Origin of the sequence: Parabacteroides sp. AF17-3 (assembly GCF_003635445.1) — a bacterium.
Classification (GTDB): Bacteria; Bacteroidota; Bacteroidia; order Bacteroidales; family Tannerellaceae; genus Parabacteroides; species Parabacteroides goldsteinii.
This window is the reverse complement of the sequence record NZ_QTMM01000008.1, coordinates 88111-114688: the sequence shown is the minus strand read 5'-3', so window position 1 is coordinate 114688 and position 26578 is coordinate 88111. Positions and strand designations below refer to the sequence as shown.

20 protein-coding genes and 2 tRNA genes are annotated in these 26578 nt (G+C 42.9%); 12 read left to right on the top strand and 10 right to left on the bottom strand.

From position 1 onward, the window contains the following. Window positions 1-68: 68 nt before the first annotated feature. The 3 genes from DWW91_RS12520 to DWW91_RS12510 form a co-directional block, all read right to left on the bottom strand. Entirely contained in the window at window positions 69-2414 is a 2346-nt protein-coding gene (locus tag DWW91_RS12520; protein WP_122327921.1) for a transglycosylase domain-containing protein, read from the bottom strand. Between the two features lie 193 nt (window positions 2415-2607). Beyond that, window positions 2608-3549 (bottom strand): YeiH family protein, encoded by a 942-nt coding sequence (locus DWW91_RS12515; protein WP_007653224.1) that lies wholly within the window; start codon window positions 3547-3549, stop codon window positions 2608-2610. 130 nt (window positions 3550-3679) lie between these two features. Continuing rightward, window positions 3680-4966, bottom strand: a complete 1287-nt coding sequence (locus tag DWW91_RS12510) for an O-acetylhomoserine aminocarboxypropyltransferase/cysteine synthase family protein (protein WP_122327920.1) — start codon at window positions 4964-4966, stop codon at window positions 3680-3682. Between the two features lie 179 nt (window positions 4967-5145). Here DWW91_RS12510 and DWW91_RS12505 point away from each other — a divergent pair, with 179 nt between their 5' ends. Beyond that, complete coding sequence (locus DWW91_RS12505) at window positions 5146-5607, top strand: Lrp/AsnC family transcriptional regulator (protein ID WP_010803657.1); 462 nt, start codon at window positions 5146-5148, stop codon at window positions 5605-5607. 1 nt (window position 5608) lies between these two features. Here DWW91_RS12505 and DWW91_RS12500 read toward each other — a convergent pair whose 3' ends face one another. Further along, on the bottom strand, window positions 5609-6493 hold the full coding sequence (locus tag DWW91_RS12500) for a LysR family transcriptional regulator (protein WP_010803658.1): 885 nt from the start codon (window positions 6491-6493) through the stop codon (window positions 5609-5611). Between the two features lie 87 nt (window positions 6494-6580). Here DWW91_RS12500 and DWW91_RS12495 point away from each other — a divergent pair, with 87 nt between their 5' ends. Continuing rightward, window positions 6581-9880 (top strand): AsmA-like C-terminal region-containing protein, encoded by a 3300-nt coding sequence (locus tag DWW91_RS12495; RefSeq protein ID WP_122327919.1) that lies wholly within the window; start codon window positions 6581-6583, stop codon window positions 9878-9880. Here DWW91_RS12495 and rfbB read toward each other — a convergent pair. Together rfbB and rfbC are read right to left on the bottom strand one after the other, a co-directional pair. Next, window positions 9875-11020: a dTDP-glucose 4,6-dehydratase gene (gene rfbB, locus DWW91_RS12490; protein ID WP_122327918.1), complete on the bottom strand. Its 1146-nt coding sequence runs from the start codon at window positions 11018-11020 to the stop codon at window positions 9875-9877. The genes DWW91_RS12495 and rfbB overlap by 6 nt on opposite strands. Before the next feature lie 8 nt (window positions 11021-11028). Continuing rightward, the gene (rfbC, locus tag DWW91_RS12485) at window positions 11029-11589 is read right to left on the bottom strand and encodes a dTDP-4-dehydrorhamnose 3,5-epimerase (RefSeq protein ID WP_122327917.1); all 561 of its coding nucleotides are present in this window, start codon (window positions 11587-11589) and stop codon (window positions 11029-11031) included. 156 nt (window positions 11590-11745) lie between these two features. On the opposite strand from rfbC, the gene DWW91_RS12480 reads away from it, so the two are divergent. Together DWW91_RS12480 and DWW91_RS12475 are read left to right on the top strand one after the other, a co-directional pair. Continuing rightward, a tRNA-Cys gene (locus tag DWW91_RS12480) sits at window positions 11746-11817 on the top strand. 68 nt (window positions 11818-11885) lie between these two features. Further along, a tRNA-Cys gene (locus tag DWW91_RS12475) sits at window positions 11886-11957 on the top strand. 155 nt (window positions 11958-12112) lie between these two features. On the opposite strand, the gene DWW91_RS12470 is transcribed toward DWW91_RS12475, so the two are convergent. Next, the gene (locus DWW91_RS12470; RefSeq protein ID WP_007653209.1) at window positions 12113-13090 is read right to left on the bottom strand and encodes a hypothetical protein; all 978 of its coding nucleotides are present in this window, start codon (window positions 13088-13090) and stop codon (window positions 12113-12115) included. A gap of 292 nt (window positions 13091-13382) precedes the next feature. Here DWW91_RS12470 and DWW91_RS12465 point away from each other — a divergent pair, with 292 nt between their 5' ends. From DWW91_RS12465 to DWW91_RS12435, 7 genes are all read left to right on the top strand, one after another. Next, window positions 13383-14048: a DUF3575 domain-containing protein gene (locus DWW91_RS12465; RefSeq protein ID WP_052716727.1), complete on the top strand. Its 666-nt coding sequence runs from the start codon at window positions 13383-13385 to the stop codon at window positions 14046-14048. Beyond that, window positions 14045-14923, top strand: coding sequence for a DUF5119 domain-containing protein (locus DWW91_RS12460; protein WP_122327916.1), 879 nt, complete (start codon window positions 14045-14047; stop codon window positions 14921-14923). Before DWW91_RS12465 ends, DWW91_RS12460 begins: the two co-directional genes overlap by 4 nt. Window positions 14924-14971: 48 nt before the next feature. Continuing rightward, window positions 14972-16003 carry a hypothetical protein gene (locus DWW91_RS12455; RefSeq protein ID WP_122327915.1) on the top strand — a complete coding sequence of 344 codons (1032 nt, stop codon included), beginning with the start codon at window positions 14972-14974 and terminating at the stop codon, window positions 16001-16003. A 68-nt stretch (window positions 16004-16071) separates the two neighbouring features. Next, the gene (locus tag DWW91_RS12450; protein ID WP_122327914.1) at window positions 16072-17013 is read left to right on the top strand and encodes a fimbrillin family protein; all 942 of its coding nucleotides are present in this window, start codon (window positions 16072-16074) and stop codon (window positions 17011-17013) included. A gap of 15 nt (window positions 17014-17028) precedes the next feature. Next, window positions 17029-18174, top strand: coding sequence for a fimbrillin family protein (locus DWW91_RS12445; protein ID WP_007653197.1), 1146 nt, complete (start codon window positions 17029-17031; stop codon window positions 18172-18174). Window positions 18175-18185: 11 nt separating this feature from the next. Beyond that, window positions 18186-19352 (top strand): BF2992 family fimbrillin-A clan protein, encoded by a 1167-nt coding sequence (locus tag DWW91_RS12440; RefSeq protein ID WP_122327913.1) that lies wholly within the window; start codon window positions 18186-18188, stop codon window positions 19350-19352. 12 nt (window positions 19353-19364) lie between these two features. Next, window positions 19365-22655 carry a DUF4906 domain-containing protein gene (locus DWW91_RS12435; protein ID WP_122327912.1) on the top strand — a complete coding sequence of 1097 codons (3291 nt, stop codon included), beginning with the start codon at window positions 19365-19367 and terminating at the stop codon, window positions 22653-22655. A gap of 87 nt (window positions 22656-22742) precedes the next feature. Here the strand turns inward: DWW91_RS12435 and DWW91_RS12430 are convergent, their stop codons facing one another. Genes DWW91_RS12430 through DWW91_RS12420 form a run of 3 tightly spaced genes read right to left on the bottom strand, consistent with a single transcriptional unit; the run spans window position 22743 to window position 24265 of the window. After that, complete coding sequence (locus DWW91_RS12430; protein WP_122327911.1) at window positions 22743-23594, bottom strand: D-Ala-D-Ala carboxypeptidase family metallohydrolase; 852 nt, start codon at window positions 23592-23594, stop codon at window positions 22743-22745. Beyond that, on the bottom strand, window positions 23587-23949 hold the full coding sequence (locus DWW91_RS27645; RefSeq protein ID WP_122327910.1) for a tyrosine-type recombinase/integrase: 363 nt from the start codon (window positions 23947-23949) through the stop codon (window positions 23587-23589). The genes DWW91_RS12430 and DWW91_RS27645 overlap by 8 nt, the downstream gene beginning before the upstream one ends. Next, window positions 23852-24265, bottom strand: coding sequence for a phage integrase SAM-like domain-containing protein (locus tag DWW91_RS12420; protein ID WP_122327909.1), 414 nt, complete (start codon window positions 24263-24265; stop codon window positions 23852-23854). Before DWW91_RS12420 ends, DWW91_RS27645 begins: the two co-directional genes overlap by 98 nt. A gap of 837 nt (window positions 24266-25102) precedes the next feature. Between DWW91_RS12420 and DWW91_RS12415 the strand changes: the two genes are divergently transcribed. Further along, on the top strand, window positions 25103-26575 hold the full coding sequence (locus DWW91_RS12415) for a RimK family protein (RefSeq protein ID WP_010803695.1): 1473 nt from the start codon (window positions 25103-25105) through the stop codon (window positions 26573-26575). Window positions 26576-26578: the final 3 nt, after the last annotated feature.

The following is a 26578-nucleotide window of genomic DNA, read 5'->3' as shown; positions in this document are numbered from 1 at the left end:
AAATGAACTCCCGCAAATCTAATAAATTATTCAGATTTGCGGGAGTTTCATATAATCAATCTTGTTTACTATTCAAACATTTTATCAATGCCACCGGTATCTGCCGGGATATGCTTGCGTTCTTCCTCCGTGATGGTTTTACAAGGATTTGCATATTGTTCCGGAATATCGAAATCTTCCTCTTCCGAATAGCCGAGCGTCTTATCAGCATATACTTTCTGCATGAATAAACCATAGATCGGCAACGCCATACTGGCCCCCTGACCTTCAGACAAACGGTCGAAATGGATGGAACGTTCTTCGCCTCCAACCCAGCAACCCGACACCAGACTAGGTGTAAAGGCCATGAACCAACCGTCGGAATTATTTTGCGTCGTACCGGTCTTACCACCCATCGGAGCCTTGATTCCATAACGGAAACGGACGCGGCTACCTGTTCCGCCATCGATCACATTCTTCAACATGTGAAGCATCTTATAAGAAGCATCTTCCGTCAGCACTTCACTCATCTGTGAATTAAAGGAGGCAATCGTATTTCCATACGGATCCTCGATATGGGTTACATAGATCGGTTCAGCACGGATACCTTTATTTGCAAAAACAGTATAACCGCTTACCATCTCGCCTACCGAAACGTCAGGAGTACCGAGACATATCGAAATTACAGGATCCATCTGATTCTTCAAACCAAAAGAATGAAGCAGACGCACGAAAGTATACGGAGACATCTGGCTCATCAGCCATGCCGTCACCCAGTTATCCGAATTTTGCAATCCCCATTGAATAGAAACACGTTCACCAACCCGCTTGGCGCTGGCATTACGCGGAGTCCAGGGGATACCATTCTCGTCAAAATATGTATTTTGTACATGCATCATTTCGTCGCATGGACTGAAACCTTCAATCATCGCCAGAGAATAGAGGAACGGCTTGATAGTAGAACCGATCTGACGGCGTCCGCCATTCACCATATCATACTGGAAGTCATTATAATCGATACCACCCACATAAGCCTTCACATAACCATTACGCGGATCCATCGACATAAAGCCGGTACGCAGGAAGCTTTTATGGTAACGGATAGAGTCCATCGGCGACATGATCGTATCGACAGGTCCGTTCCAGGAGAATACACGCATATCGACAGGTGTATTGAACACTTTGCGTATCTCATCTTCCTTCTCCCCTGCCTTTTTCATAGCCCGGTAACGGTCGGTCTGATGCATGGCACGCATCATAATTGTATCCACTTCACCCGAACGAAGATCAATTGAGAAAGGAGCCTGTTTCTTCTTTCTGTTAGCCTGAACAAAAGCAGGCTGCAAATCTTTACTGAAATGCTCACGGACAGATTCTTCCGCATACTGCTGCATACGGGAGTCGATCGTCGTATATATTTTCAGACCGTCGGTATAAAGATTATAATACTCGCCGTCAGCTTTCTTATTCTTGTTGCACCAACCATAGAGAGGATTGGTTTCCCAAGCCAGAGAATCTTCATAAAACTGCTGTTTCTGCCAACCTCTGTACGTACTGCGATCCGGTTTAGGACGGGTCATCAGGATACGCAGATATTCACGGAAGTAAGGAGCCGGACCTTCCTTATGGTCCATACGGGTGAAATGAAGAACCAGCGGCAAAGCCTTCAACGAATCACATTCAGCACGAGTGATATAACCAGCTTTCTGCATTTGTTCCAGTACCGTATTACGGCGTCCGCGTGTACGTTCATTCTGACGCTTCGGATTAAAATAAGAAGGGTTCTTACACATACCGACCAAAGTAGCAGCTTCCTCTATCTTCAGATTCTTCGGAGTAGTCCCGAAATAAACCCGAGCAGCCGACTGGATTCCTACCGCATTATACAGGAAGTCAAACTTATTCAGATACATATTAATGATCTCTTCCTTTGTATAATAACGTTCCAACTGAACAGCAATCACCCATTCAATCGGCTTCTGGAAAAGACGTTCCATCAAATTATCTGCATTCGGTGAGAAAAGCTGTTTTGCCAGCTGTTGAGTGATAGTACTACCGCCACCACCACTTTTCTGCATCAGGATACCGCGTTTTACAACAGCACGGAAAAGTCCCTGAGCATCAATACCACTATGTTCGGTGAAACGAACATCTTCAGTTGCAATCAAAGCCTTCACCAAATCGGGCGAAAGGTCCCGATAATTCACAAAAATACGGTTATCTTTACTATGCGCATAACTACCCAGCGTCTTTCCATCTGCCGAAATAACCTGGGATGCATATTTATCGATTGGATTTTCTAGCTGTTCTACGGGGGGGACATACCCGATTGAACCATTTGCAATAGCTGTAAATATCAGAAACACAGCTCCCACTGCTGCAACGAACAGTACCCAAAATGAAATTATAATGCCTTTTGTAATCTTAGATGCCATCTTTATTATTCACTTAGAAATCGCAAAGATAGGAAATTAATTCAATAAGAGGGAAGTAAGAGATATGGGTTTCATATTTTTCAGGATTGATTACATTCCATAAAAAGGAGAAGTACAGTTATTCTTGTTTAAAACGGGCAAAATCTCGTTTTAAACGAACTTTACCCCCGTTTTAAACAAGATTTTGCTCATTTTAAACCAACATTATTACTCCTAAACTGATCAACCCGATAAATATCCAAAGGACAACACCTTGCACCATCGGGCGTACGCCTACCTGTTTGATTACTTTCCGGGATAATCCGGCGCCGATCAAAAACAGGGTAACCGTTAAACCTTTCTTTGCCAACCAAACCAGTGAACCTGTTATCGTTTCAGGAATTGTCAGGAAAGTATTTGCAACCATAGCCAGAATAAAGAAGAAAATAAACCAGGGTATGCTGATCTTTGCACCTTTCTGTTTGAATATAAACATGGTAGCAATCGTTACCGGGATAATCCATAAAGCACGTGTCAACTTGACCATTGTAGCTATTTCAAGCGCTTGCTCACCGTAAGCGGCACCGGCCCCCACGACAGAACTCGTATCATGTATGGCAATAGCCGCCCACATACCGAACTGCTCCTGGCTCATTCCCAGCAAATGTCCGATAGGCGGGAAAATAAACAATGCGATCGCATTCAGAATAAAGATTGTTCCGAGCGACATCGACATCTCATTGTCGTTGGCTTTTACTACCGGGGCAACGGCTGCTATGGCACTTCCTCCGCAAATCGCAGTTCCGGCGGAAATCAGATAAGCCGTTTTCCGGTCCATCATCAATCTCTTACCCAGATACATACCTAAAGCCAACACGGCAACAACCGATACGACCGTAAAGAGCATCCCTTCTTTTCCGGTTCTCAGCGATTCATGCAGATTCATACCGAATCCCAAGCCTACTACAGAGAACTGCAATAAATATTTAGACGTTTTCTTACTGAATTTCGGGAAGGGTTGTCCGGCTGTCATTCCCAGCGCAAGACCCAGAAACAGAGCTATAGCCGGAGAAATAAAAGGCATCAGACAAAGAACGAATAGGAGAATGAAAAGGGGTTTGTTGTACTTCGTCAGCACTTGTTCAATTGTGTTCATTTCTTATAATATCATTTAGTTATCCTTTGTTTTTGACGGCGCAAAGATAGGCTTTAAAAAGATATCGAACCAATCACATTATGGAATAGCTGATAACTTGAAGTTATAACACCCTTTTCATTCCGATTGTTCAGATTTTAGCCAGTGCCTGCTCCAGATCTACAAGCAAATCTTCTATGTGCTCCGTTCCTATCGAAAGGCGCACTGTTCCCGGATAAATCTCCTGTTCCGCCAGTTCTTCTGCATTCAACTGCGAATGTGTAGTACTGGCCGGATGAATAACCAAAGATTTTACATCGGCTACATTTGCCAGCAGGGAAAAGATCTCCAGGCTGTCGATAAAACGATGTGCTTCTTCCTGCCCTCCTTTTATCTCGAAAGTAAAGATTGAACCGGCGCCTTTCGGGAAGTAACGTTTATACAACGCATGATCGGGATGCTCCGGCAAAGACGGGTGATTCACCTTTTTCACCTTCGGATGATTTTGCAGGAAGTCAACTACTTTCAGAGCATTTTCAACATGACGTTCCACACGCAATGAGAGAGTTTCCAATCCCTGTAACAAGATAAATGCATTGAACGGACTGATACAAGCCCCCGTATCGCGTAACAAGACAGCACGAACACGGGTCACATAAGCCGCAGGTCCGGCAGCCTCCACAAAACGTACCCCATGATAACTCGGATCAGGTTCTGTCAGTTGCGGGAACTTACCGGAAGCCACCCAGTCGAATTTGCCGGAATCGACAATGACACCTCCTAACGACGAACCGTGTCCACCGATGAATTTTGTTGCCGAGTGCACTACAATATCCGCACCATGTTCGATCGGACGTATCAGATAAGGTGTTCCGAAAGTATTATCCACAATCAGGGGAATCTTATGACGATGGGCAATGGCTGCCACCTCTTCTATAGATATAATATTTGAATTCGGATTACCCAGAGTTTCGATAAAGATCGCTTTCGTATTTTCCCGGATAGCCTTTTCAAAATTAGACAAGTCAGCCGGATCAACAAAAGTGGCAGTTACCCCATAAACCGGCAAGGTATGTGCCAGCAGATTATAGCTACCTCCATAAATTGTCTTTGCCGCTACGATATGGTCGCCGGCACGTGTAATATTCTCGAATGCATAGGTAATGGCAGCTGCGCCCGAAGCGACAGCCAACCCGGCAACGCCTCCTTCAAGAGCCGCCACACGCTGTTCAAAAACACCTTGCGTTGAATTAGTCAAACGACCGTAAATATTTCCCGGATCCTGCAAACCGAAACGAGCTGCCGCATGCGCCGAGTTATGAAACACATAGGAAGTCGTCTGATAAATGGGTACTGCACGAGCATCTGTTGCCGGATCCGCCTGTTCCTGTCCTACATGAAGCTGTAAAGTCTCGAAATGTAATTCTCTTTTTGCCATGATTTTATTCTTTTTTTATTTGACTTATTACTGTATTATTTTCCAGCAAAAGTATCATACAAAGAAATATCAAACAAGAAATCATATAGATATAGAAAATAATACTATTTTTACACCGTCATACAGACAGAGTCAACTATACAACAGTTAAAAAGAATCAGATAAAAGAATTTTATTCTATGGAGACTTTAGACAAAAAGGATTTGCAGATCCTCCGCACGCTACAGGAAAATGCCCGGCTGACAACAAAAGAACTTGCCGCCCGGGTGAATCTTTCATCAACCCCGGTCTTCGAACGCCTCAGACGTTTGGAAAACGGAGGATATATAAAGAAGTATATAGCCGTATTGGATGCAGAAAAACTGAATCTGGGTTTTGTCGTCTTCTGCCGCGTCAAACTCAGCAAACTGAACAGGGAGATTGCGACCGAGTTCACACGGATCATACAAGATATCCCCGAAGTAACTGAATGTTATAACATATCAGGCAGTTACGACTATCTATTAAAGATCCATGCCCCAAACATGAAATACTACCAGGAGTTTATCCTCAATGTTCTGGGAACAATAGACAGCCTCGGTTCACTGGAAAGTACTTTTGTGATGGATGAAGTGAAACACGATTACGGCATCCACATCTGATTTACTTATAGGCTTGCATATACCGGATGAAACTCTCTTCCAGTCCCCCGCTCTGTCCCTGTAGCTGTACAAAGGAAAACATACGTTCGGCAGAAAAATCTGTGATATCGATCACTTTCAGCACTCCCGACATCAGTTCACGAGTAACGGCACGTACCGACACGATTGCCAGTGCATCCGAATTTTCCAGAAACAATTTAATACTTTCAGTACTTCCTAACTGCATCAGTACTTTCAGTTGGGATAGCTTGACCTGATGTTCGGCCAATGTAGATTCCAAGACGGCCAACGTCCCTGAACCATTTTCACGCAGCACCAGCGGAAGTGTGCAAAGTTGGTCCAACGTCAGTTCTTCATACCGGGCCAGTTTACTCCCGGTATGTGTAATAACGACCAGTTCATCTTTCATAAAAGGCGTATAATGAAGAGAACTCTGCCGGGCATTTCCTTCCACCAGTCCCAAAGTGATCTTACCTTCACACAAGGCTTTTTCAATATCATGACTATTGCCATTCAGCAGGGAAGCCCGAATGTCAGGAAATTTTCGGATAAAGGAAGACAAGATGGGAGGCAATACATACTGGGCAATCGTCGTACTAGCCCCCAGGCGCAGGTCGCCACAGATATTATCGGTCAGCAGATTCATCTCGAAGTCCAGTTGCCGGTAAGCAGCCAGCAGCGTATTGGTATGCGACAACAACAATTCGCCGGCCCGGGTCAGCACAATACGGCTACCGGTACGGTCGAACAACGGCGTCTTATACTGCATCTCCAGCTCATGAATATGCTTACTTATAGCCGGTTGACTGATATACAATTCCTTCGAAGCCTTTGTAAAACTCAGGTTAGTCGCTACGCTATAAAATACCTTCAGACGAAAATCCATATGCCTATAATCTTTTAAATAAACTTATCAGGTACAAAGATATGGGTTTATTTACATACTTTTGTATAACCAATACATGAAGGCAATATGAAGATCAATAAAAAATTAATTACGACAATCGTCGTTATCACTGTTACCCTGTTCTTTATCCTTCCGGGCATAGGGTTCAGTATTCTGAACTGGGGTGTTCTTCCTCCGGAGAAACTGACCCCGCTCGTCATCGAACAAACGAATAAGTTTCTTGACGCCCATCTGGATTGCGAGCGGATCGAACTGACTTATTTTGAAACATACCCGCATCTGGGCATCCGGCTCACGAACGGCCATCTAATCTCACATACAGCCGAAGATTCAACGGTACACAAGGAAGAACTGGCCATTCCGTCCGATTCCCTGATCGCTTTCAAATCCGCCGTTATCTCTTTCCGGCCAACCGATTATCTTTTTAACGGCAAGATAACAATAGGCGAAATCAGTATCGAAGAACCCCGTTTCTATGGCTATGTGAATAAGAAAGGTGCTGCCAACTGGGATATCTATTCCACAGAGACCGACTCTGCCGACACCGGCAAAAAGCCGTTACCTCCCATCGATCTGCAAAAAGTACACATCACAAACGGCCGTTTCACTTATGATGACCGCGAAGCCGATCTGTTTGCTGAAATAAACGGCTTCTTCCTCAACCTAGACGGTTCACTGACCGACGGAAAGAATAAACTGGATATTGAAACAGGCTCAACTTCCATCCTGTTCAGCAGTCCGACTTATACACTGGAAAACAAACTGGCCCTGAAACTGAAAAGCCAGCTTTTACTTTCTGACAACTTCAACACGATCACGTTGAACGATGCCGAACTACTCGTTAACAATCTTCCTTTTACAGCCCACGGCTCTGTCAGCAGTTTACCGCCGCTGAAACAAACTAAAATAGACATGGAAGTCGGACTCAAAATATCCGACATGAACGATTTATTGAAATTCATTCCCGATGCCTATTTCCAAAACAGGGATAAAACACTAGCAAAAGGAGCTATCATCATGGAAGGGAACATACACGGTTACCTGGGAGACAGCATTGTTCCATCCGTCAACCTGTGTTGTAAAATAGAAAACGGTTCCTACCACGTCAAAGGCCTCAAACAAGGAATCGACACCATACAGATGGATATGGACCTCCATCTGAACGGCATGTATCCGGATTCTTCTTTTGTCTCATTGGAACAACTGAGATTAAAAGGACTGACAACCTCTTTGGATATGCGTGGAAAAGTAACCAACCTGCTGACTTCACCGAATGTCGACGCCAATATAAAAGGTAAGATCGACTTCACACGGCTTGCACAGGAATTTCTGAATCCGGACACCCTCTTCCTCCAGGGAGTAATGGATGCCGATCTTTCCGCTTCATTTAATGTGGATGACTTACTGGACAGCCAATACGGCAAAGTTCACGCTTCAGGCCAGTTAAAAATAGATACGCTGAAGGCTTATAGCAAACCGTTGGGTATGGACGTCTTTATAACAAATGCCGGTTTCTCGGTCGACTCCACCCAACAGGGCAGTTCTTATCTGGAAAATAAAGACCTGTTAAGCATGTCTTTGTCGGTAGACAGCCTGAACATCAAATACCAGGATGACATCAATACAAATATCAGCCGACTGGCCATACAGGCAAAAACATCGCCTGTCATAGATACGACAGCCGTTATCCCCATGACTGCACAACTGAAGTTTGACTATCTGCGTACCCGCCTGCCCGATTCCGTATGGCTGGTAGCCGGACAAACCGTCATGAAAGGTGGCATCAAATCGTCAGCCTCCAATAAACGGATACCCACCGCAGGTGCCACCATTTCTGTCGATACCCTGCGATACTTCATCCTGCCGATGCATACCGGAATGATACTTGCCGGAAACACATTCAATCTAGAAGCACTCCCCTATCGGGATGCCGTGCGCCAGCGAAGACTTGCCCGGACCGATACAACATCACAGGCCAATACAACCAGGCAGGCACGTACACGCCGCCCAAGGACACCCGGTCAAATCCAAACGGATACCACCGACGTGACAACACAATTATTACGTCGCTGGGAAATCCGAGGCAGCCTCTCCTTTAACAAAATGAGAGGGTTCAGCCGCCTGCTACCCATCCCTATGCGAATAGACCAGACCACCATGAAATTCAATACTAACGATATCACATTGACCAATGCCCACCTGCATCTGGGAAAAAGTGATTTTATGCTGAACGGAGAAATAAACCGTATCCGCCAGGCCATGCTTCGGGGAGGGAAACTACGGGGTAACTTCTCACTGACATCCGATTATATCGATTGTAACCAGCTAATGAAAGCGATGAACTCCGGCATGCAATATTCGGAACAACACCTCGCTACAACCGGTCAATCAGTAATGGACGAGGAAAGTTTTGTTACCATGGATACCCATACTCTGCAGGATTCCATTGCAACAGCGACACTGGATACAACAGACCGGGTATTTGTCATCCCGGCTTATCTGGACATAACGCTTCACACAAACGCTCAAAAGATCGACTTCAAGGATGCCGAACTTACCAATGTACTCGGTGAAGTGATTATCCGCGATCAAAGCATCAATCTTAGTAACCTTAAGATGGATTCAAATATCGGCCGCGGAAACATGACCATGTTCTACACGGCTAAAGACTATAGCGGGGCATCCGCCGGTTTCGATCTCGATATGGAAGATGTAATGGTTGAGAAACTGATCGGATTGTATCCGGCCATCGACACACTCGTCCCGATGTTACGTTCTTTCGAAGGAGTAGTCGACTGCCAGGTGACGGCAACCTGCAAGATGGATTCCACCATGTCGCTGGAACTTCCTTCCCTGCACTCAGCCTGCTATCTGCATGGGGAAAACATGGTGCTGCTGGACGGTGAAACTTTTACTGAAATATCCAAGACGCTTATGTTCAAAAACAAGAAGCGGAATGTAATAGACAGTATATCGGTCGATCTGGCCATCAAAGACAATAAAATAGAAGTATTCCCCTTCCTGGTGGAAATGGACAGATATAAAGTAGCCGTCGGAGGAACTCATAACCTGGATATGACTTTCAACTATCATCTGTCTGTACTCAAATCGCCGGTTCCGTTTAAACTCGGAATCGACATCACCGGTAATTTGGATGATTTCAAATATAAAATTGTAAAGTGCCGCTACAAAGACCTTTTTAAACCGGCTAAAGAAGCGGAGCTGGACAGTACTCGGACAAATGTCCGGAAAGAAATACGGGAATCGATACGTAACCAAATAAAAGAGACTGCTCCCGAACTGGTGAGCAGCCTCTCTCCTAATCATACGGTAACTCCTCCGGAAGGAGAAACCAATGCTTTATAATTCACGGCCGGAGTACATCCGGTCGTAATATTTCATATAATCGCCACCCGTGATGTCTTCTACCCACTGTTGGTTTTCCAGATACCAGCGGATTGTTTTTACGATGCCGACTTCAAATGTCGTTTCAGGAGTCCAGCCAAGCTCTTCAGAGATTTTCGTCGGGTCAATAGCATAACGCATGTCATGTCCGAGGCGGTCCTTCACAAAAGTAATCAGGCTTTCATTAATCCAGTCGACAGCAATTTCCCCGTCCGGACCAATCTCTTTCTTTTTCAGCACCTGGCGATATTCAGGCTGTTCGGTCATTAAGCGATGGATTGTACTGATCGTCAGTTTTACAATCTCAATGTTTTGCTTTTCGTTATGGCCACCTACATTATAGACTTCTCCTACCCGTCCACGATGAATAACAGCATCGATAGCCTTGCAATGATCTTCCACATACAACCAGTCTCTTACATTCTTTCCGTCACCATACACCGGCAGGGATTTTCCTTCCAGGATATTCTTTATAATAAGAGGAATCAGTTTTTCCGGAAAATGATAAGGACCATAATTATTGGAACAACGGGTAATGCTTACCGGCATTTTATAAGTATCGAAATACGCTTTTACAAATAAATCGGCACTTGTTTTGGAGGCGCTGTACGGACTTCTCGGATCCAGCGGAGTCGTTTCATGGAAATAACCTTCCGCACCCAGGCTACCGTAAACTTCATCTGTAGAAACCTGATGGAAACGTACGCCTTCACGCCACTGAGGATAACCGGCCTCGTCTTTCCCTGTCACCCAGGCTCTGCGGGCTGCATCCAGTAAATTTTGTGTTCCCAGAATATTAGTTACAAGGAATAACTGCGGATTCTCAATACTACGATCCACATGACTTTCTGCAGCAAAATTAACTACATAATCAAAATTATACTTAGCAAAAAGTTCATCAGCCAACGTACGATCACAGATATCGCCTTTCACAAACTCACAACGTTCGCCATCGATATCTCCTGCTATCGTACCCAGATTTCCTGCATAAGTCAGCAAATCGAGCACTACAATCTTTATATCCTGATGCTCTGCCAGCATATATTTGATAAAGTTAGCACCAATAAAACCGGCAGCACCGGTAACCAGATAAGTCTTCATCGTCCGTATTATTTAAATGTAAAATTATATTCCGCCTCACTGAACAGAGGCGCTTTTGTATCTTTCTCTGATAAATTTACAGCATTGATATCTGTAATTCCCCAATCCACACCTATCGCCGGATCATCAAAACGAAGTCCTTTTTCATGGCTGGGCATATAAGGGTTATCCACTTTATAAGTAAAAATCGCTTCGTCGCTCAACACGTGGAATCCATGGGCAAATCCCTGCGGAATAAAGAACTGTCGTTTATTCTCTGCCGAAAGTTCAACCGATACATATTTTCCGAATGTCGGAGATCCGGCACGCAAATCGACGGCAACATCCAGAACACGTCCTGTGATCACCCGCACCAACTTCGACTGCGAATAAGGAGCCAATTGATAATGTAATCCTCTAAGTACTCCCTTGGAAGAACAGGACTCATTATCCTGAATAAAATTCACTTTACCGATGTGTTGTTCAAACTCAGATTGTTTAAATGCTTCCATAAAATATCCCCGCGCGTCATTAAACACCTTAGGTTCAATGATCCAGACACCGGATATTTCCGTTTCTATATAATTCATTCCTTTATATTTATACTAACAGGGGACAAAGTAACTTCTTTTTCCTTAGTTCTGCAACAATCAAAGCCTGCAAAAAGAATGAAAAAGATTTGCATATATCAAACATAATGCCTTTCTTTGCACTCGCAAAACGATAAGACGTTATTTGAAATAGATGGTTCCTTGGATGAGTGGCTTAGTCAGCGGTCTGCAAAACCGTGTACGGCGGTTCGAATCCGCCAGGAACCTCGAAGAGAAAATAACAATTGATAATTAACAATTACAATTTTATTAATCAATTGATTTTTAGCCACATTGGTACCTTGGATGAGTGGCTTAGTCAGTGGTCTGCAAAACCATGTACGGCAGTTCGAATCTGCCAGGTACCTCCGAAATTAGTGAAGGAACAGAATGAAAATTTCTGTTCCTTCTTCTTTTTTTTAAGCACTTACGCTATCTGTCATGAAAGAACTGAAAACTTAATACTCCATAACTCCTTGCATTTCATTATTTGAGAGGTGAATTGCATAAGTCGGTATTACCCTTACAACAATATCTTATCGGCCATATTGTTTACGTAGTTTTTTTGCTCGTTAAAGAAATCAGCCTGCTGTAATTCGTTGGATTGAGTTATGAGCGTCGAATATTTCTTTAGTGAATCTATCCAGTGTTTATGCCTGTCAATTATATTTCGGTTTCTTGTGTGCATAGGATAACAGACGTTATGCCAGAAAGCCGATTCTTCATTATCTTCCCAAGATATATAAGATGTACTGCTGCTGATACCGAGCATGGATAGATAAATATCATAACTGCTTCCATTAGGATCAGTTCCTTTTGTTATGATCTTTTCCGTAAAATCCATATAGCGTAGATACTGTTCTTTAAGCCTGATGAGTTCCGATTCATCTATAAGTCCCCGTATGTAGAAATATTGTATTTCTTTTATCAGGTTCAGATGTATATTTTTATCTATGATCATGGTCACTTTCTTTAAGTTTTTATGTAAGTTGTTGATATTTTTGCATATATCTTTTATCTGGGGAGGGATAACCAAGTTTGAATAATGATAATTCAAAGGTACCTCTTTCATTTGATGCATCCAATGGTAGTAGACGAATTTGAATAACTCGTCAAAACCGACAAACATAGTACTCAACATGTTATTTATCGTGTTTATAACCTCTGTATTTTCAGCGTTTAGAATATTCTTCAGATAGTTCTCATAAAAGAGAAGAAATTCCAGAAAGTTGTTATCCGGATTCTTATCGGAAGAGCCTATGTAATTAAAAGTAAAGGTGTTTGTATTCTTGTTTCCTAATATTTCATCAAGTGAAAAACTTAATTCAACAGATAGTTTATGTATCTCTTCCAATGATAATGCTTTCTCTCCTCTCAATCTCCGGTAAGCCGACTCTTTTCCCAGATCTAAAATATCCATCAAGTAATTAACAGGTTTGATATTTTCTGGTATACAGTTCAGTATTTTATCTAAAACAGATTTGTTTAAATTATTATTCATAAGTAAACCAATTATTTAACATGGCTAAATTAGATATAAAATGCTGTGTGAAGAATGTCTGGAGTGAAGGGTTTGTGTCAAATATTGACACGAAACAGTTGTTTATTTTTAATAAATGACACTGTTGCATATCGATTATGATAAAATGACAATTTGTAGGTTTATTGTTTATTGCAGTTTCGAATAACCGGATAATTAATTGATAATTGTATGAAATCCTATCATCCGGTTCACGTACACTCAGTAATTTTACAATTGGATAAATAGAGTGTTTTTCACGAGGAAGATCATAATGAAACATAATAATAGCATTGTACATACAATAGTAATAAAGCTTCTGTTTATTGTCGGGTTATCGGTTTGTATTGTAACTACTGTATTTTCTAATACTACCAAACAATTAGAGGATATCCAAACACCGCAGAAGAGTTTTTCTCCTTTGCTGGCAGTAAAGACTAATCTCATATATTGGGTTGGTATTATGCCTGATTTTAAACATTATAGTTGGATGCCGAATTTAAGTCTTGAATATTTTTTTGCCGACCGATGGTCGATTAACGCTACTGGAGCATACGCCAAAAGGAAGGTCGGTGGAGATCAGTATTTCGGAGTTTCGGCCTGGAGCCTTGAACCCCGTATCTGGTTGAATGCCGACGGTACTTACCGCTGGCTGTTTGCCGGGTTTTATGGTGAAGCCGGCGATTTCGATAATCAACGAATGCATATTGACGACAATCGGACAGGAAAGTTTGCCGGTCTTGGTTTATCCGTAGGAGGGCATATTCCTATAACCGACCGTCTGGGAGTCGAATTAGGGTTGCGTGCCGGATATAGCCGTCGCACAATCGATTATTATACGCCGGAAAATGAGCATTATTATTTTGATTACGATAAGAAGCGTAATAAGTTTGGAATAACAGGGATTAATATCTCGATTGTGTACCGATTTATAAAATGAAAAATAAGGTAAATATATATATCATATTGAGCATCGTTCTGATAGCTATGCTAATGTTCGGATGCACACGCCGTGATCTGGAGATGAGGCCTGATAATGGATATCTGAAGATAAACCTGCATTGGAAACAGTCTTCTGTGCCGGGAGTTACTACCTATTATTTCTATAACAGTCGCGGTGGTGAACCCATTGTTGCTGAAGGAACATCCTCTGGCTTCGAAGGTTGGCTGCCGGCCGAAACTTATCATGTGATAATCTCGAACAAGGAAATGAGCGGTGCGTCTTATCAAGTGAATGGTAGTCACGAAAATGATATTATACTGGCCGGGGAGGTATTCCATCGGGCAGGTCCCGGATATATCGGTAGTGTAGAAAGAGTGTTTGGCACCGGGCTGGAAGAAATAGAAGTTCCCCGTTCGGAGATACCTGTCGTGGTAGATGCTTATCCTCAGAGCTACACACGTTATATTACCTTTATATTACAATCGGATGCGCTGGATAATGTTTCGGCATTGTCGGTGGATGTGGATGGGATTATCTATTCGGTAAAGGCTTTTAGCGGCGAAGCCGCTAGCATGGAAACAGCTGTTGTACGGGCCGAAGCTTCCCGGAAGGACGGAGAGAAGGATTTCAGTACCACTGTTTCCGTTTTCGGTTTTATAGATAAAAACGAAGTTACTGCGGATGTGACCTTCTCTGGTGGAGAAACGGTGACAACTCTGCCGTCTGATATAACCGATGATCTGGCTGCTCTACCCGAAGAAGGCGGGATGGTAATTGTGCCATTGAAATTCCCCGATGGAGGCGAGTTTAACCTCACGATGGTGGTTCGTCCCTGGAGTTGGGGAGGTAGCGGAGGTGCTGTCATAGAATAAGGAAATGAGAGTTTAAATAGATAAAAGAGTAAATAAACCATTAAGTGAATGAAAATGAAAACGAAAACAAAAATTACATCGATCTTTATGCTGGCATTGTTGGCAACAGCCTGCTCCAATGGGGACGACCCGGTCAATGGAGGGCAGGCTGGAGAAGATAAAAGTGAAATTTTACTGAGAACGACAGTTATGACCCGTACGTCGGTGGAATCTAACAGCAGTGGTATTATCACAACACCAACCTCACTGAATGTTGCTTTTCTTAGAGCTCCGGATCATTCATCTTCTACTGCTACATCTACGGTATGGGCTGATGCAATAGCTACGGTTCAGACAGTAGAGGGGACAGGACCTGGAGTTGTTGATGCTACATTGAAAAATGTAAGCGATGAAAATGTGCTTGAATTTACTAATTCGCAGTATTATAATATCGATGGTACTATATACTCTCACTTGAAAGGTTTTTACCCGAAAGTTAACTTAGTAAAGGATACCCATGTTAGTGCCACATGGATGATAGACGGTAAGACTGACGTGATGGTAACCAATTATTTTCATGACAATAAAGAAGTATCGGGTTCCTCGAATCCTGTAACATTCCAACATTTGCTTTCGAAAATAACAATCAAGGTCATTGCCGATAGCGATGCTGCAGCAAGAAGTTGGGGCGATGTTACCGAGGTGATAATCACAGGTACGAAATCTACGGTAACTCACACGTTTGATGGTAATGAAGCTAATCAGTATCAATCAACCAGTACTGTATCAACAAAAGAGATCCCTGTATTAAATGCGAGTGGCGATCAGGTTCTCGATACACAGGCTGACAACCTTACGTTAACAACAGATACTCTTACTTTTGGTAAAGCAATGGTTTATCCCGAAGCGAACTATAATTTAGTAGTGAAGACTTCTGGTGGTGATGATGCGGAACTTAATGGGATAGTGATTTCTGATGGTGGTGCTAAACCTGGTATGGATCATGAGATTACTTTGACATTTAAATCCGGTGAGATTTTACCTTCTATTAAAGTAAAACCGTGGGAAGATGGCGGTACAGGATCAGGTACCATACAATAATAGCAACAACTTACACAGACCGGACAGGATTAGTTTCTTTTCCGGTCACCAAATGAAAAAGAATTAGAATGAAATATTGGCCTGTATATATTATCACAATCGTACTCTTTCTGTTAACAGCATGTAATGAAGACCCGATAGCTGAGGTGCCTGTTAAGAATGAAATCAAATTCAATACGGGTGTCGTTTTAACCCGTGGGGGTATAGAATCCGATGAAAATCATATCCCTCAACAGGAAATGATTGGCATACAGGTGATACGAGGTACTGATGGAGATACGCAGCAAGGCTTTCTTACTTCCAATATAGCTTCTTCCGCTTCCATTGCAGCAGGCAGCGGAACGATAGATCTGGATATACGTCAATATTTCGATGAGGCTAACAATAATGCTCACTTCATGGCATTTTATCCGGAACATAATAACTATGAAGCTGGAAAGGCGTCGTGGACAATCGACGGAACACAAGATATTATGGTGACTAAGCCGGTTACCGCGGTTTATCAAGATGGACGTGAAATTGCGTTTGAATTTGAGCACAGTCTGGCACAGGTCGTATTAAAACTGGTTGCTGAAGATGATCATGTAGCTGAGTTATACGGCGATCTGCTTTCAGCAAAAATAAATGTCCCCACTCAGTTCGAACTGACCATATCCAATATCGGGGAGACTGCTCTGAATAAAATAACCCAACCGGACGATAGTCATATGGGTGAATTTGATTTTGGAGAGATGGAGCTGCGAACAGATACGGTTACTTCGCAAGGGGTGTTGGTTTACCCGGATGCCGCCGGCCTGACTGAAATCACCTTGGAGTTTGAAAACAGAAAAACCAAATCATACCCGTTCAGTGGTGTGACGCTGCAAGCAGGACATAAAACAGTTGTTATAGCTACAGTAAAGGGACATACCGTACTTTTCGATGTTATTAGTCTTGAACCTTGGGAGGATGCAACCGAACCGGATAACGGTAACGAGGTTGGGCTGGGTAAACCCGGTGAATCTTTATAATAAAGGAGAATATCTATGATCGAATTAATATATAAATATAGTCGTAACATTGGTTTTTTATTACTTGCCGGTCTGTTCTTTTTGGGCAGTTGTAGTAATGAAACGGAAATCAAGGACGACTCTTCTTCCTCACCTGTTCCTGTCTTGTTTAATGCAGCGGTAGGAACAGTGATAGTAGAGAACGGAGATGTTACGCGTGCCGGAATCGAAGAGTCGAATCCGGGTATGGAGAATATGGATTCTTTGGTGACCAGCGGTAGAGAAGTTCTGATCTATGGTACCCGTTATAATAATGGAAGCGCTGATTGGTTAAATCCGTTTATGAATGGGTTGACCGGTTCGGTAAAGAAAGTAGTTGACGGCTACAAAATTGATTATTCACCACTGAAATACTATTATCCGGAAGATGATGAACAATACGATTTTAAACTGTTTTTCCCGGCCCCATTGGCATCTTCCGCGGGAGGTGATTCGTCGGGAGTAACCATTCTTCCGCCCACTTCTGAACGTCCGCTCGGTTTGCGTGTGAATTTATATCGCCGCCCGGATCTGCTGAAGGCTACGCTGACAGACAAACAGAAAACCGATCAGCCACTAGAAACCCAATTCGAGCATCTGTTAACCAGTGTTGTCCTGAAAATAATTAAAACAGATGAAGCACCGGATGTACCGGAACAGGATATCTTTATCAATCGTATGACCGTTTCGGGTGTGACACGGGGTACCTATGATATAATCAAGGAAAAGTTCGAACCTCCTGTGAAAACAGGTACGGATCCCAGTCTGACGGATGCAACTTCGGGCGCTTCTATCCTTATTCCCGGTTATAACAGGGACAGCACGTTTCTTGTGCCGGCGGCGAAAGATGAACCGGCACTGATTCGGGAAATATTTTTGTTTCCCGTAGCCTCCACTGCTTCTACCGAGCTCGACGAATTGGAACGTTATTTCTTCGATATCTGGCTTAATGAAAGGCGGTATTCATTTATGCTGCCTACCTGTACTGATCTCGATTGGGAGGGATGGAAACCTGGAGAACGTTATACCTATACTATAAAGGTGAATGAGGCGGATATTTACATTGAACTGGACGAGATTCAGCGCGAACGGTGGAAAACGGAAGATAAAGAAGATATTACAATTGGAGTTGGTGGCACTTAACAGAAGTATATATGAAAAGAAAATTTTACATACCGATTTTAATAGTCTGCTTGTTTACAGCATGTAGTGAGCAGATTCCGGAACCGGACATAAACGGTGGCGGTGACGGGGAGGTACTGATCAATATCCTGCCACCTCGCATTGCAACAACTGATGATCAGCTTACGCGTTCCATGGTTACGGAAGCGATGCCTGCCGGATCGACCATACGGTTGTATGTCTATGATGCCAATACCAGCGAAGGAGAAAATAATCCGTATTCAAATAATAGGTTGCAGGAAAAGGAAATGACATTCAAGGTGCGAAGTCAGGAAGAAAGAAATAATTCCTCCGATAAACGAGCACTCGTTCCGTGGCGTGTCGATCCTGTAACCGGAGAGGCCTTGGAGGATGGAGAAATAACCCATACCGACCTGCATCTTCCCGGGGCTCTCTATGATTTTTTTGCAATTTCGCCGGCTGTTCAACTGAATACATCGGCGATAGATGGGTATGACGTACCGGGATACCGATTCCGGCATGGCGGTGTCGTTGCTCAGGAAGGGGATATACCGGTCACTTTATATACCTCTAGTCCTCTTAAAGGAATACAAATCAGTCAGGATGCCGGACAAGTAACCGAAGGAACACCGGGTGTCTACAATATTCAGCTCGAGCCGTTCACTTTGCTTTCCTCACGGATCAGATTTATTGTTATTCGGGGAAGTGATGTTGAGAGTATGCGGATAGAAAATAGAGGTATCGAGATGAGTAATATGACTTACAATGCTTTTAGTACTAACTTCTTTATTGGCGAGCAAAAACTGAGAGAAACGATCCTGACTGAAGAAGGTGCTGTCTTCGGAACTGTTTCTATCCGGAATGCGCGTAATGTTTATCAACAACCGAAAGGCTATGAAGATGGAATACATGAGAAAACTGATACTTGGGAGTTGATTTCCGAGGTTATCCCTAATCCCGATACCAATACCGAAACAGTGACCCTCAGAAGCAGGGATGTCAAACTGACGTTCCACTTGCTGATAAACGGAGATAACTACAAATCTTACGAATCCGTATTAAGGAATCAACGATTTGAACGTGGAAGCGAATACACGTATGAAGTGACGGTGAATGCCGGAGGTATTTTTGTAAGAGGATGGCGCAATGCCCAATGGACAGTTACCATACCCCGATAAATAAGGATAATTATGAAAAGAAAGAGAATAGAGAACGGGAATATAATTTTGCAATTAATCTTATCTGTAATATTCGGAGCAGTTATGCTGATCGGATGTACGGATGATGCATTCGAGCCAAACAAACGTAAGCCGGTCGACCAGACCGGTGTACCCGAAGGATTCGTACGGGCACATGTCAATATGATAGCATCCGGCTTTGAAACTGTACAAACTAAGTCATTAACCAGTCAGCAGGAGCATAATTGGACACATGTTGTTGTCGGACAGTTCGATGCGAATAATGAACTGATTGATGCGTCCGTTAAACAATACGTTCCCGATGAAAGTGGTAATTTTAATGTCATTCTAGCCAATAGTGATGGTACAAATAACCTTATTTATTTCATTACCAATTACGGTGAAGCCAATGGTGATATGGGAGTGTCAGGGAATAATCCTTTTATTAATCCAGCCACAGGTACTTTTGCTGTAAATCTGGACGAATTTAAAACACTCGTTTATACGCCGGACAGTACGGATAATGCAAGTATCTCATCCGGGGATAAACTGGTGATGGTTGGTTCTATAAATATGGAGGTTAGCCTGGAGGAAACACCTATATCAAGTATACTGGTTTATGTGGATAAACTTACAGCAAAACTGGATGTGATGATAGAAGCTTCCCAGTCGATCAGTTCTCCCTCTCATCCTTTCATTGGTGCAACCCTTTCTATAACCGGACTTCAAATAGTGAATGTTCCCAAGCACGCCGCTTTTGCTACTGATGGAGACAAAATTACTGTTCCGGAGAATCTGTCATCTATTAAAGCCGGTTTGACAGATAATGGAGGAGATCTGGTTAAAAATTACAGCACTTCCGAGTCATATTATATACTGGAGAACAGAATGCATGGTGATGATGAGGCTCTATATCCGAATAATACATCTGAAAGGGGAAAGGAACAGTTTAAAAACAATGCGGCAGCCGATAATGAAATCGACAATCTGGCTACATATCTGCTGGTCGAGGGAGTAATGAATGATGGACGTAATGTGGGAAAGGTGACCTGGAAAATATATTTGGGTGAAAACAATATAGACAATTTCAATATCAAACGCAACACTCATTATACCGTTACCGTGAAAATTGACGGAGCCGGTATCGTAACTTCCGATATCCGTGTAGATAAAGAAAATCTGCATGTGCGTGAATTGCGTTATCTGAATGGTCGGTATGCTTCCAACCGTTCGCCCGAAACCTCTTATCTGGATCCGAATGATACGAATTGGGGTAATCAGGTAAGACCTGTTCCTGTCGCAAACACTAATTCTTATCTGTATATGGATGCAGGCGAAGATACCTGGGGATTTGAACTGGTCGATATTTATGGCAATGCTATCACCAACTGGCAGGGGCTATCGCTTTCGTATCTTCCTCTTAAAGATGGTGCATCGAATCCCGGAACAAATGCAAATATGGGAATTGGAGAGATTCGTTCCAAGTGGGTAGAAGATGATGAAGCAAACTGGATAAATGTAGGTATGAAGAAGAATGGATTGCCTTCGGGAGCACGTATCAGAATAAATGTCGGAGTAAACGTTATGCCTGTGACGCGTACTGTAGAATTACGGTATTTTAATGATAATGAACCGGATATGAGCCGAGCTTGGCGGGTTACCCAGTATGCTACCGATAAGATTACGATTCTCGACAATAACTTTTTTCCTTCTGAAGCCGGTACGTATGGTGTGATGGTTCGGGCTAAAGAAGGATCCTATTGGAGACTTCAGGAAATAACGGATGCGGGACCTGTATTTGAGGGGGTGATAGATCTTGATGGAGACAAAGTTCAAAACACTGTAGGGGATGGTTATGTCAGCGGACATGGTACAATTCTCTTTAAAGTAACAAGATTTGACGGTGTTGCTAATAAACGCAAGAGAATCGTAGTGAGAACATTTGATGGAAATCCCAATGGTGAAATTCAACCCGGATATGCTGATAAAACGGTATACATAAATCAAATGGCCTCTGCAGAGAATCTTATAAAAACTAAAGCATTAGCGTCCGGAAGGTATGTTTATGATTATACTACCGATCCTTTGTATGAAACAATGTTTGCCTTTGAGGGTAGTTTGCCGATGGGGATAAATCTTGTTGATGAAGGTACTGACTACGACAAAGATGAATCCAAGTACGAGGCTACGAGTACGAGTGACGGAAAAGAGAACACGTTAAAGATTTTCAAAGCATTGGAAGGATATGTGGCTGAACAGATTAATTATGCCGCTCAGGGAATGACGGCTCCACCGGTCTTTTCACCGGCAGGTTTTTGTATGATGATGAATGAAGAATGGTGGGATATAAACAGTGCGGATGATCCCCGTTTGGAATGGTATCTGCCTGCACGCTACCACGGATTGATGGGGGCTACTACCGTTATGTTAGGAGTGAAAGGCATTGCACTTAATAGTCGTGGACATTACTGGACGAGCACGGTGCCGAAGACTACTCCCTCGTCAGTACGGAATTCGGCATACTTTGCCGGAACTACCGTGGATGTAAGTGCCAATTATAGCTCAACCGGTATTGTGCGCTGTGTGCGGGATAATAAAAATGTGGAAAAGACGTATCCATACCTCACGAATATAAGCGGTAATCCGGTAATCGTATCATACGAAAAAGTGAATGGTGTAGAAAAAGGATATGTTGATGTTAATCCCATGACCACAGGAACGTATAGTTATTACAGATTGGGATTGCCTTTGCGTTTCACTGAAAAAGATCAGGTATCTGACGTGTCGGGAGAAGGTCCGGCAGACCCAAACTGGAGTTACCTTTCCCCCCGATTCCGTGTAGCGAAAAAGGATGCTGTTATAGTTAATTCTTTGTCAAACGGCACTTGGGTGGAAGCTTCAGGATGGAGTAATTCGAATGCGGTTGATCTTGCAACACCTCTTACTGGTTGTGCTGCTTACAGTGAAGAGGGCAGTGAATCAGGATGGCGTCTTCCGTCGGAATTGGAGATGAGGCAGATTCTTTTGCTGGGCGGTGGTGTCGGTTCTAAATCGGGTAGTCCTGCGCAGATTCCGGAATTACAAAAAGGAGGGATGACTTTTAATGATTTTACTGATCTCGGTTTCGACCATCTCGGAGGAGAGCAAACTAACGGACGTTATTATTGGGTAAACCGAAAATATCCGAATGATAATCGTGCTGTATATTTCAATGTAACCAATAGATGGGACAATGCAATCAGCGGTAGTGCCATGGATTGGAATACGTCTTCTGTTTACGTCCGTTGTGTAAGGGATATGTAAGAATGATGCAGTGTAAATAAAAAGATATAATATACTCATTGAATTAATATCAAAGCCACTCCACCCCTAATGAAGTGACTAATAATCTCATGTTTGCGATGAGTTTCCGAACCCCAGGCATACCCCGGCTAACAGGACAAAAACTACTATCCAAATACTCACAGACGATGAGTGTTTGTACTGATTTTCGGAAAAAAAAGAAGAAACAGCGGTTTGATGGCGGGTCAATTCTACTGACGAATTAGCGGTCTTACTACTTATGTCGGTTATGCTGTGATGTTTTTTCCCTTGCAATAAAGCTATCTCTGCCGGATATTGTCGGCCGGTACTATCGGGTGGCGAAAAGACCACCCGGGTTATATTCCAGTTAATAGAATCTATAGTGAATGTTTTACGGTTAAAAAGGGAAGAGTCTTTGCCGGAGGCAACTAATGAGTCAATATAGAAAGCATGTTCTTCTCTCGTGCTGCCCCGTCGTATCTGGCAAGACGGCAACAGAAATACCAGACATAAAATATAAAATAATATCTGTATTCTATTGGTACCTTTCTCTTTCAGGGAGAGATGAAGAAAATTCCGTTTCTTGTACAGAATGGCCTGGTCGAAAAGCAATCCTGATTTCTTCAGGATATCCAGTAAACGGCACGGTCCTTCCGGGATATAGCAATCGGCAGCCTCCCCTTTCCGGTGCTGGCTGTTAACGACACCACCAGCTAGACGGTTAACAGAGTCACTACGATAACCACTCAGTACGGCAATCGGACTATTATAGAGCCCTCTCAATGGTTCCAACAGATGAACGGCCAGATAACAAAGTGACTGACGGACAGCAGGAGGCGGTTCATTATCCAATCCGTTCTCTACCGCTATACGGCTATAAGTCAACTCTTCCAGACTGAAATGTTCACTCAACATGGCTTTATGCTTTTTGTTACTCATGATTGTTGATTTTAAATTTATACGAATAATCCACTCCTTTATCACGAGCTATTGTCGCCCAGGAATGCCTTGCCACATGAGTCGTCAATTTTACATTCAAGCCGAGAATCTTTGCAACCCGTTTCAATCGTTTATTTTGTAACCTAAGCGCACTTTCATAGCCTGCTCTATCTTTTGTCAGGAGTGGGAACAGATAAGGGCTGTCTTTTACTTCAGATGCATACCGCCGGATAATCATGATCATTTCCGGGAGTAATTCAATATGTAACACCTTTCCAGTTTTGCGCCTCACATAAGTCAAGACTCCCCCTTGGATATCCTTTTTCTTTAAATGTGCCAAATCCACAAACGACATTCCCCGCGTATAATAAGAAAAAAGAAATATCGAAAGGGCAAATTCCAGCTTTTCGGGTAATCGCGTCACAACCTTTTCCTTCCGGCTTATCTTCCATCAACCAATGTTCATACGCCACCATCAACTCCCCGTCCATCTTTTCCGCATACACTCTCTTCGATCCTAAAAAACGCCGGAACGAATTGAGCGTACTCCTGTAATTATGTGCCGTACTCTTTTTACCACTATCTTCCAAGCGGTCTATTTTCTGCTGCATAAACTGCAACATTTCCACTTTCTGCCGCCTGCCTGTAGCCCGGCTTTTGTCTGTTCTCATATACTTAATTATTTACTAATTGATAAATATTAAAGGAATTTAGTAAACAAAATAACACATAAACAGGCTTTCTACTAACAAGCGAATCAAAGAAATCCGTATAAACAGAAAAGTATGTATTCCTTTCCTTCCGGATAGCATTCACTACCTGCGCAGATCGCTGCCGTTATCCGGCAGGTAATCACTACCATCCGTACGGATCATTGCAACAAACAGTGCGGATAGTCAAAACAATCCGGGCAGTCAGTGGAAACGATCTGCACAGATAGATAAAAAGGGAATCAGAAAAGAAAGGACATGACCTGATCTGAGGTATACAAAGTGAATATTTTTTTAAATAGCAGCTATTTTTCTTCTAAAAGTATCTACCAGACAGTCTAACTTTCACTTTACTAAATGTTATACAAAACAATATAAAAACAAACCGGACTACACCTATCCGTACAGATAAATGCAGTCCGAAAATCATTTTTCCATATTATTAGAAAACTACCATCCAAAAAGATAATCCTTAACTTCCGTACAGTTCCATATTTTACAGGCAAACCGGAACCGGATACTTACAAAGCAAAGATACAGAAGGTAAAATAACAAAATGACATTTTGACTGTAAAGTGATATTATAATATTTATGTTTCAACAAAAGTAAACATTTCTACACCCAAACCGTAAAAATCAAGATGTTTAACAACACAAACAACGAGATTGGAGATAATATGTGACAGGAAACAACACCCTGAGACTCAATCAGCAAAGAGTACTTTTAATAATTAATGATTATTCGCATTACAGATTGATTTATTTGTCTATTTTTGCGCACTCATTTTAATATTCAATATGAATAATGTGCTGATTCTTTTAGACAGTCTGAATGATTGGAAACCGTATTATAAGACAAGCAGTATCTTAACTGTTTCCGATTATTTAAAAAACAAATCTCTCCAAAAAGAAAAGGGGAGTAAGTTTGTCATCAACCTCAGTAATGACTACAGTTATAATTCCGAAGGATATTACTGTTCATTACTGGCTCAACCCCGAGGACACAAGGTGATTCCCGGAGTAGATATCATCAATAAGCTGGAAGCCGGGGCGGGTGTCCGCATGGACCGGAACTTACAGAAGCTCTGTTATCAATGGATACAGAAAAACAATATTACCGATGATATCTGGTATCTGAACCTCTATTTCGGGACTTGCCAGGAAAAAGGGCTGGAGAAAATTGCCCGATTCATCTTCGAAAACTATCCTGCTCCCCTCCTTAGGATCAGTTTTAATACCCGGGCTAAGAACCAGATTGAATCCATTCAACTCTTGTCATTGGAACAACTGAACGATGAAGAACAAAGTTTCTTCGCTGAAGCGCTCGACCGTTTCAACAAAAAGGTATGGCGTGCACCCCAAACCGTTAAATCCGCCCGCTATAGCCTGGCTGTATTATACGATCCGGAGGAAAAGTTCCCCCCCAGCAACAAACAGGCCATAAACAAACTGTTGGAAGTAGCCAAAAAGATGGATATACATGCCGAACTGATCACGGAAGAAGATGCCACCCGTCTGATGGAGTTCGATGCTTTATTTATACGTACGACGACTTCACTGAACCATTACACCTTCCGGCTTTCGCAATTGGCAAGGCAGAACGGAATGGTCGTGATAGACGATCCGTTATCCATCATCCGGTGCACAAATAAAGTATTCCTGAATGAATTATTTGAAAAGGAAAAGATACCGGCTCCCCTCTCGATGCTGATATTCAAGTCAAACGAAAACACATTCGAACAGATCAGCAGCCAGTTGGGATCACCGTTCATCCTGAAGATTCCGGATGGTTCTTTCTCTTTCGGGATGAAGAAGGTGACCAACGAAACGGAGCTGGAAGCAGCACTCGACCTGCTGTTTGAAAAATCATCCATCCTCCTCGCCCAGGAATTTACTCCGACTGAGTTCGACTGGCGGATCGGTATCCTGAACGGTGAGCCGTTGTTTGCCTGCAAGTATTATATGGCCAAAGGACACTGGCAAATCTACTGTCATTATGATTCGGGAAGAAGCCGGTGCGGACTGGTCGATACCATTCCTATTTATCAGGTTCCCCGCAAAGTGCTCGACACGGCAGTCAAAGCGACTTCATTTATCGGAAAAGGATTATACGGAGTCGATATGAAAATGGTCAACGACCGCGCCATGGTTATCGAGATCAACGACAATCCGAGTATCGACCACGGTATCGAAGACGCTGTACTGGGCGATGACCTGTATTACAGGATACTGAATCATTTCGGGCGTATGTTGGATATGAAACACTTCTAAAAG

What these genes read in the sequence shown, in the direction of transcription:
- DWW91_RS12455 (WP_122327915.1), top strand. Translation starts at nt 14,972, where the DNA reads ATGAAAATGAAAACGAAAACAAAAATTACATCGATCTTTATGCTGGCA.
- DWW91_RS12415 (WP_010803695.1), top strand. Translation starts at nt 25,103, where the DNA reads ATGAATAATGTGCTGATTCTTTTAGACAGTCTGAATGATTGGAAACCG.
- DWW91_RS12460 (WP_122327916.1), top strand. Translation starts at nt 14,045, where the DNA reads ATGAAAAATAAGGTAAATATATATATCATATTGAGCATCGTTCTGATA.
- DWW91_RS12420 (WP_122327909.1), bottom strand. Translation starts at nt 24,265, where the DNA reads ATGAGAACAGACAAAAGCCGGGCTACAGGCAGGCGGCAGAAAGTGGAA.
- DWW91_RS12510 (WP_122327920.1), bottom strand. Translation starts at nt 4,966, where the DNA reads ATGGCAAAAAGAGAATTACATTTCGAGACTTTACAGCTTCATGTAGGA.
- DWW91_RS12505 (WP_010803657.1), top strand. Translation starts at nt 5,146, where the DNA reads ATGGAGACTTTAGACAAAAAGGATTTGCAGATCCTCCGCACGCTACAG.
- DWW91_RS27645 (WP_122327910.1), bottom strand. Translation starts at nt 23,949, where the DNA reads ATGTCGTTTGTGGATTTGGCACATTTAAAGAAAAAGGATATCCAAGGG.
- DWW91_RS12430 (WP_122327911.1), bottom strand. Translation starts at nt 23,594, where the DNA reads ATGAGTAACAAAAAGCATAAAGCCATGTTGAGTGAACATTTCAGTCTG.
- DWW91_RS12445 (WP_007653197.1), top strand. Translation starts at nt 17,029, where the DNA reads ATGATCGAATTAATATATAAATATAGTCGTAACATTGGTTTTTTATTA.
- DWW91_RS12450 (WP_122327914.1), top strand. Translation starts at nt 16,072, where the DNA reads ATGAAATATTGGCCTGTATATATTATCACAATCGTACTCTTTCTGTTA.
- rfbB (WP_122327918.1), bottom strand. Translation starts at nt 11,020, where the DNA reads ATGAAGACTTATCTGGTTACCGGTGCTGCCGGTTTTATTGGTGCTAAC.
- DWW91_RS12515 (WP_007653224.1), bottom strand. Translation starts at nt 3,549, where the DNA reads ATGAACACAATTGAACAAGTGCTGACGAAGTACAACAAACCCCTTTTC.
- DWW91_RS12440 (WP_122327913.1), top strand. Translation starts at nt 18,186, where the DNA reads ATGAAAAGAAAATTTTACATACCGATTTTAATAGTCTGCTTGTTTACA.
- DWW91_RS12435 (WP_122327912.1), top strand. Translation starts at nt 19,365, where the DNA reads ATGAAAAGAAAGAGAATAGAGAACGGGAATATAATTTTGCAATTAATC.
- DWW91_RS12500 (WP_010803658.1), bottom strand. Translation starts at nt 6,493, where the DNA reads ATGGATTTTCGTCTGAAGGTATTTTATAGCGTAGCGACTAACCTGAGT.
- DWW91_RS12520 (WP_122327921.1), bottom strand. Translation starts at nt 2,414, where the DNA reads ATGGCATCTAAGATTACAAAAGGCATTATAATTTCATTTTGGGTACTG.
- DWW91_RS12495 (WP_122327919.1), top strand. Translation starts at nt 6,581, where the DNA reads ATGAAGATCAATAAAAAATTAATTACGACAATCGTCGTTATCACTGTT.
- rfbC (WP_122327917.1), bottom strand. Translation starts at nt 11,589, where the DNA reads ATGAATTATATAGAAACGGAAATATCCGGTGTCTGGATCATTGAACCT.
- DWW91_RS12470 (WP_007653209.1), bottom strand. Translation starts at nt 13,090, where the DNA reads ATGAATAATAATTTAAACAAATCTGTTTTAGATAAAATACTGAACTGT.
- DWW91_RS12465 (WP_052716727.1), top strand. Translation starts at nt 13,383, where the DNA reads ATGAAACATAATAATAGCATTGTACATACAATAGTAATAAAGCTTCTG.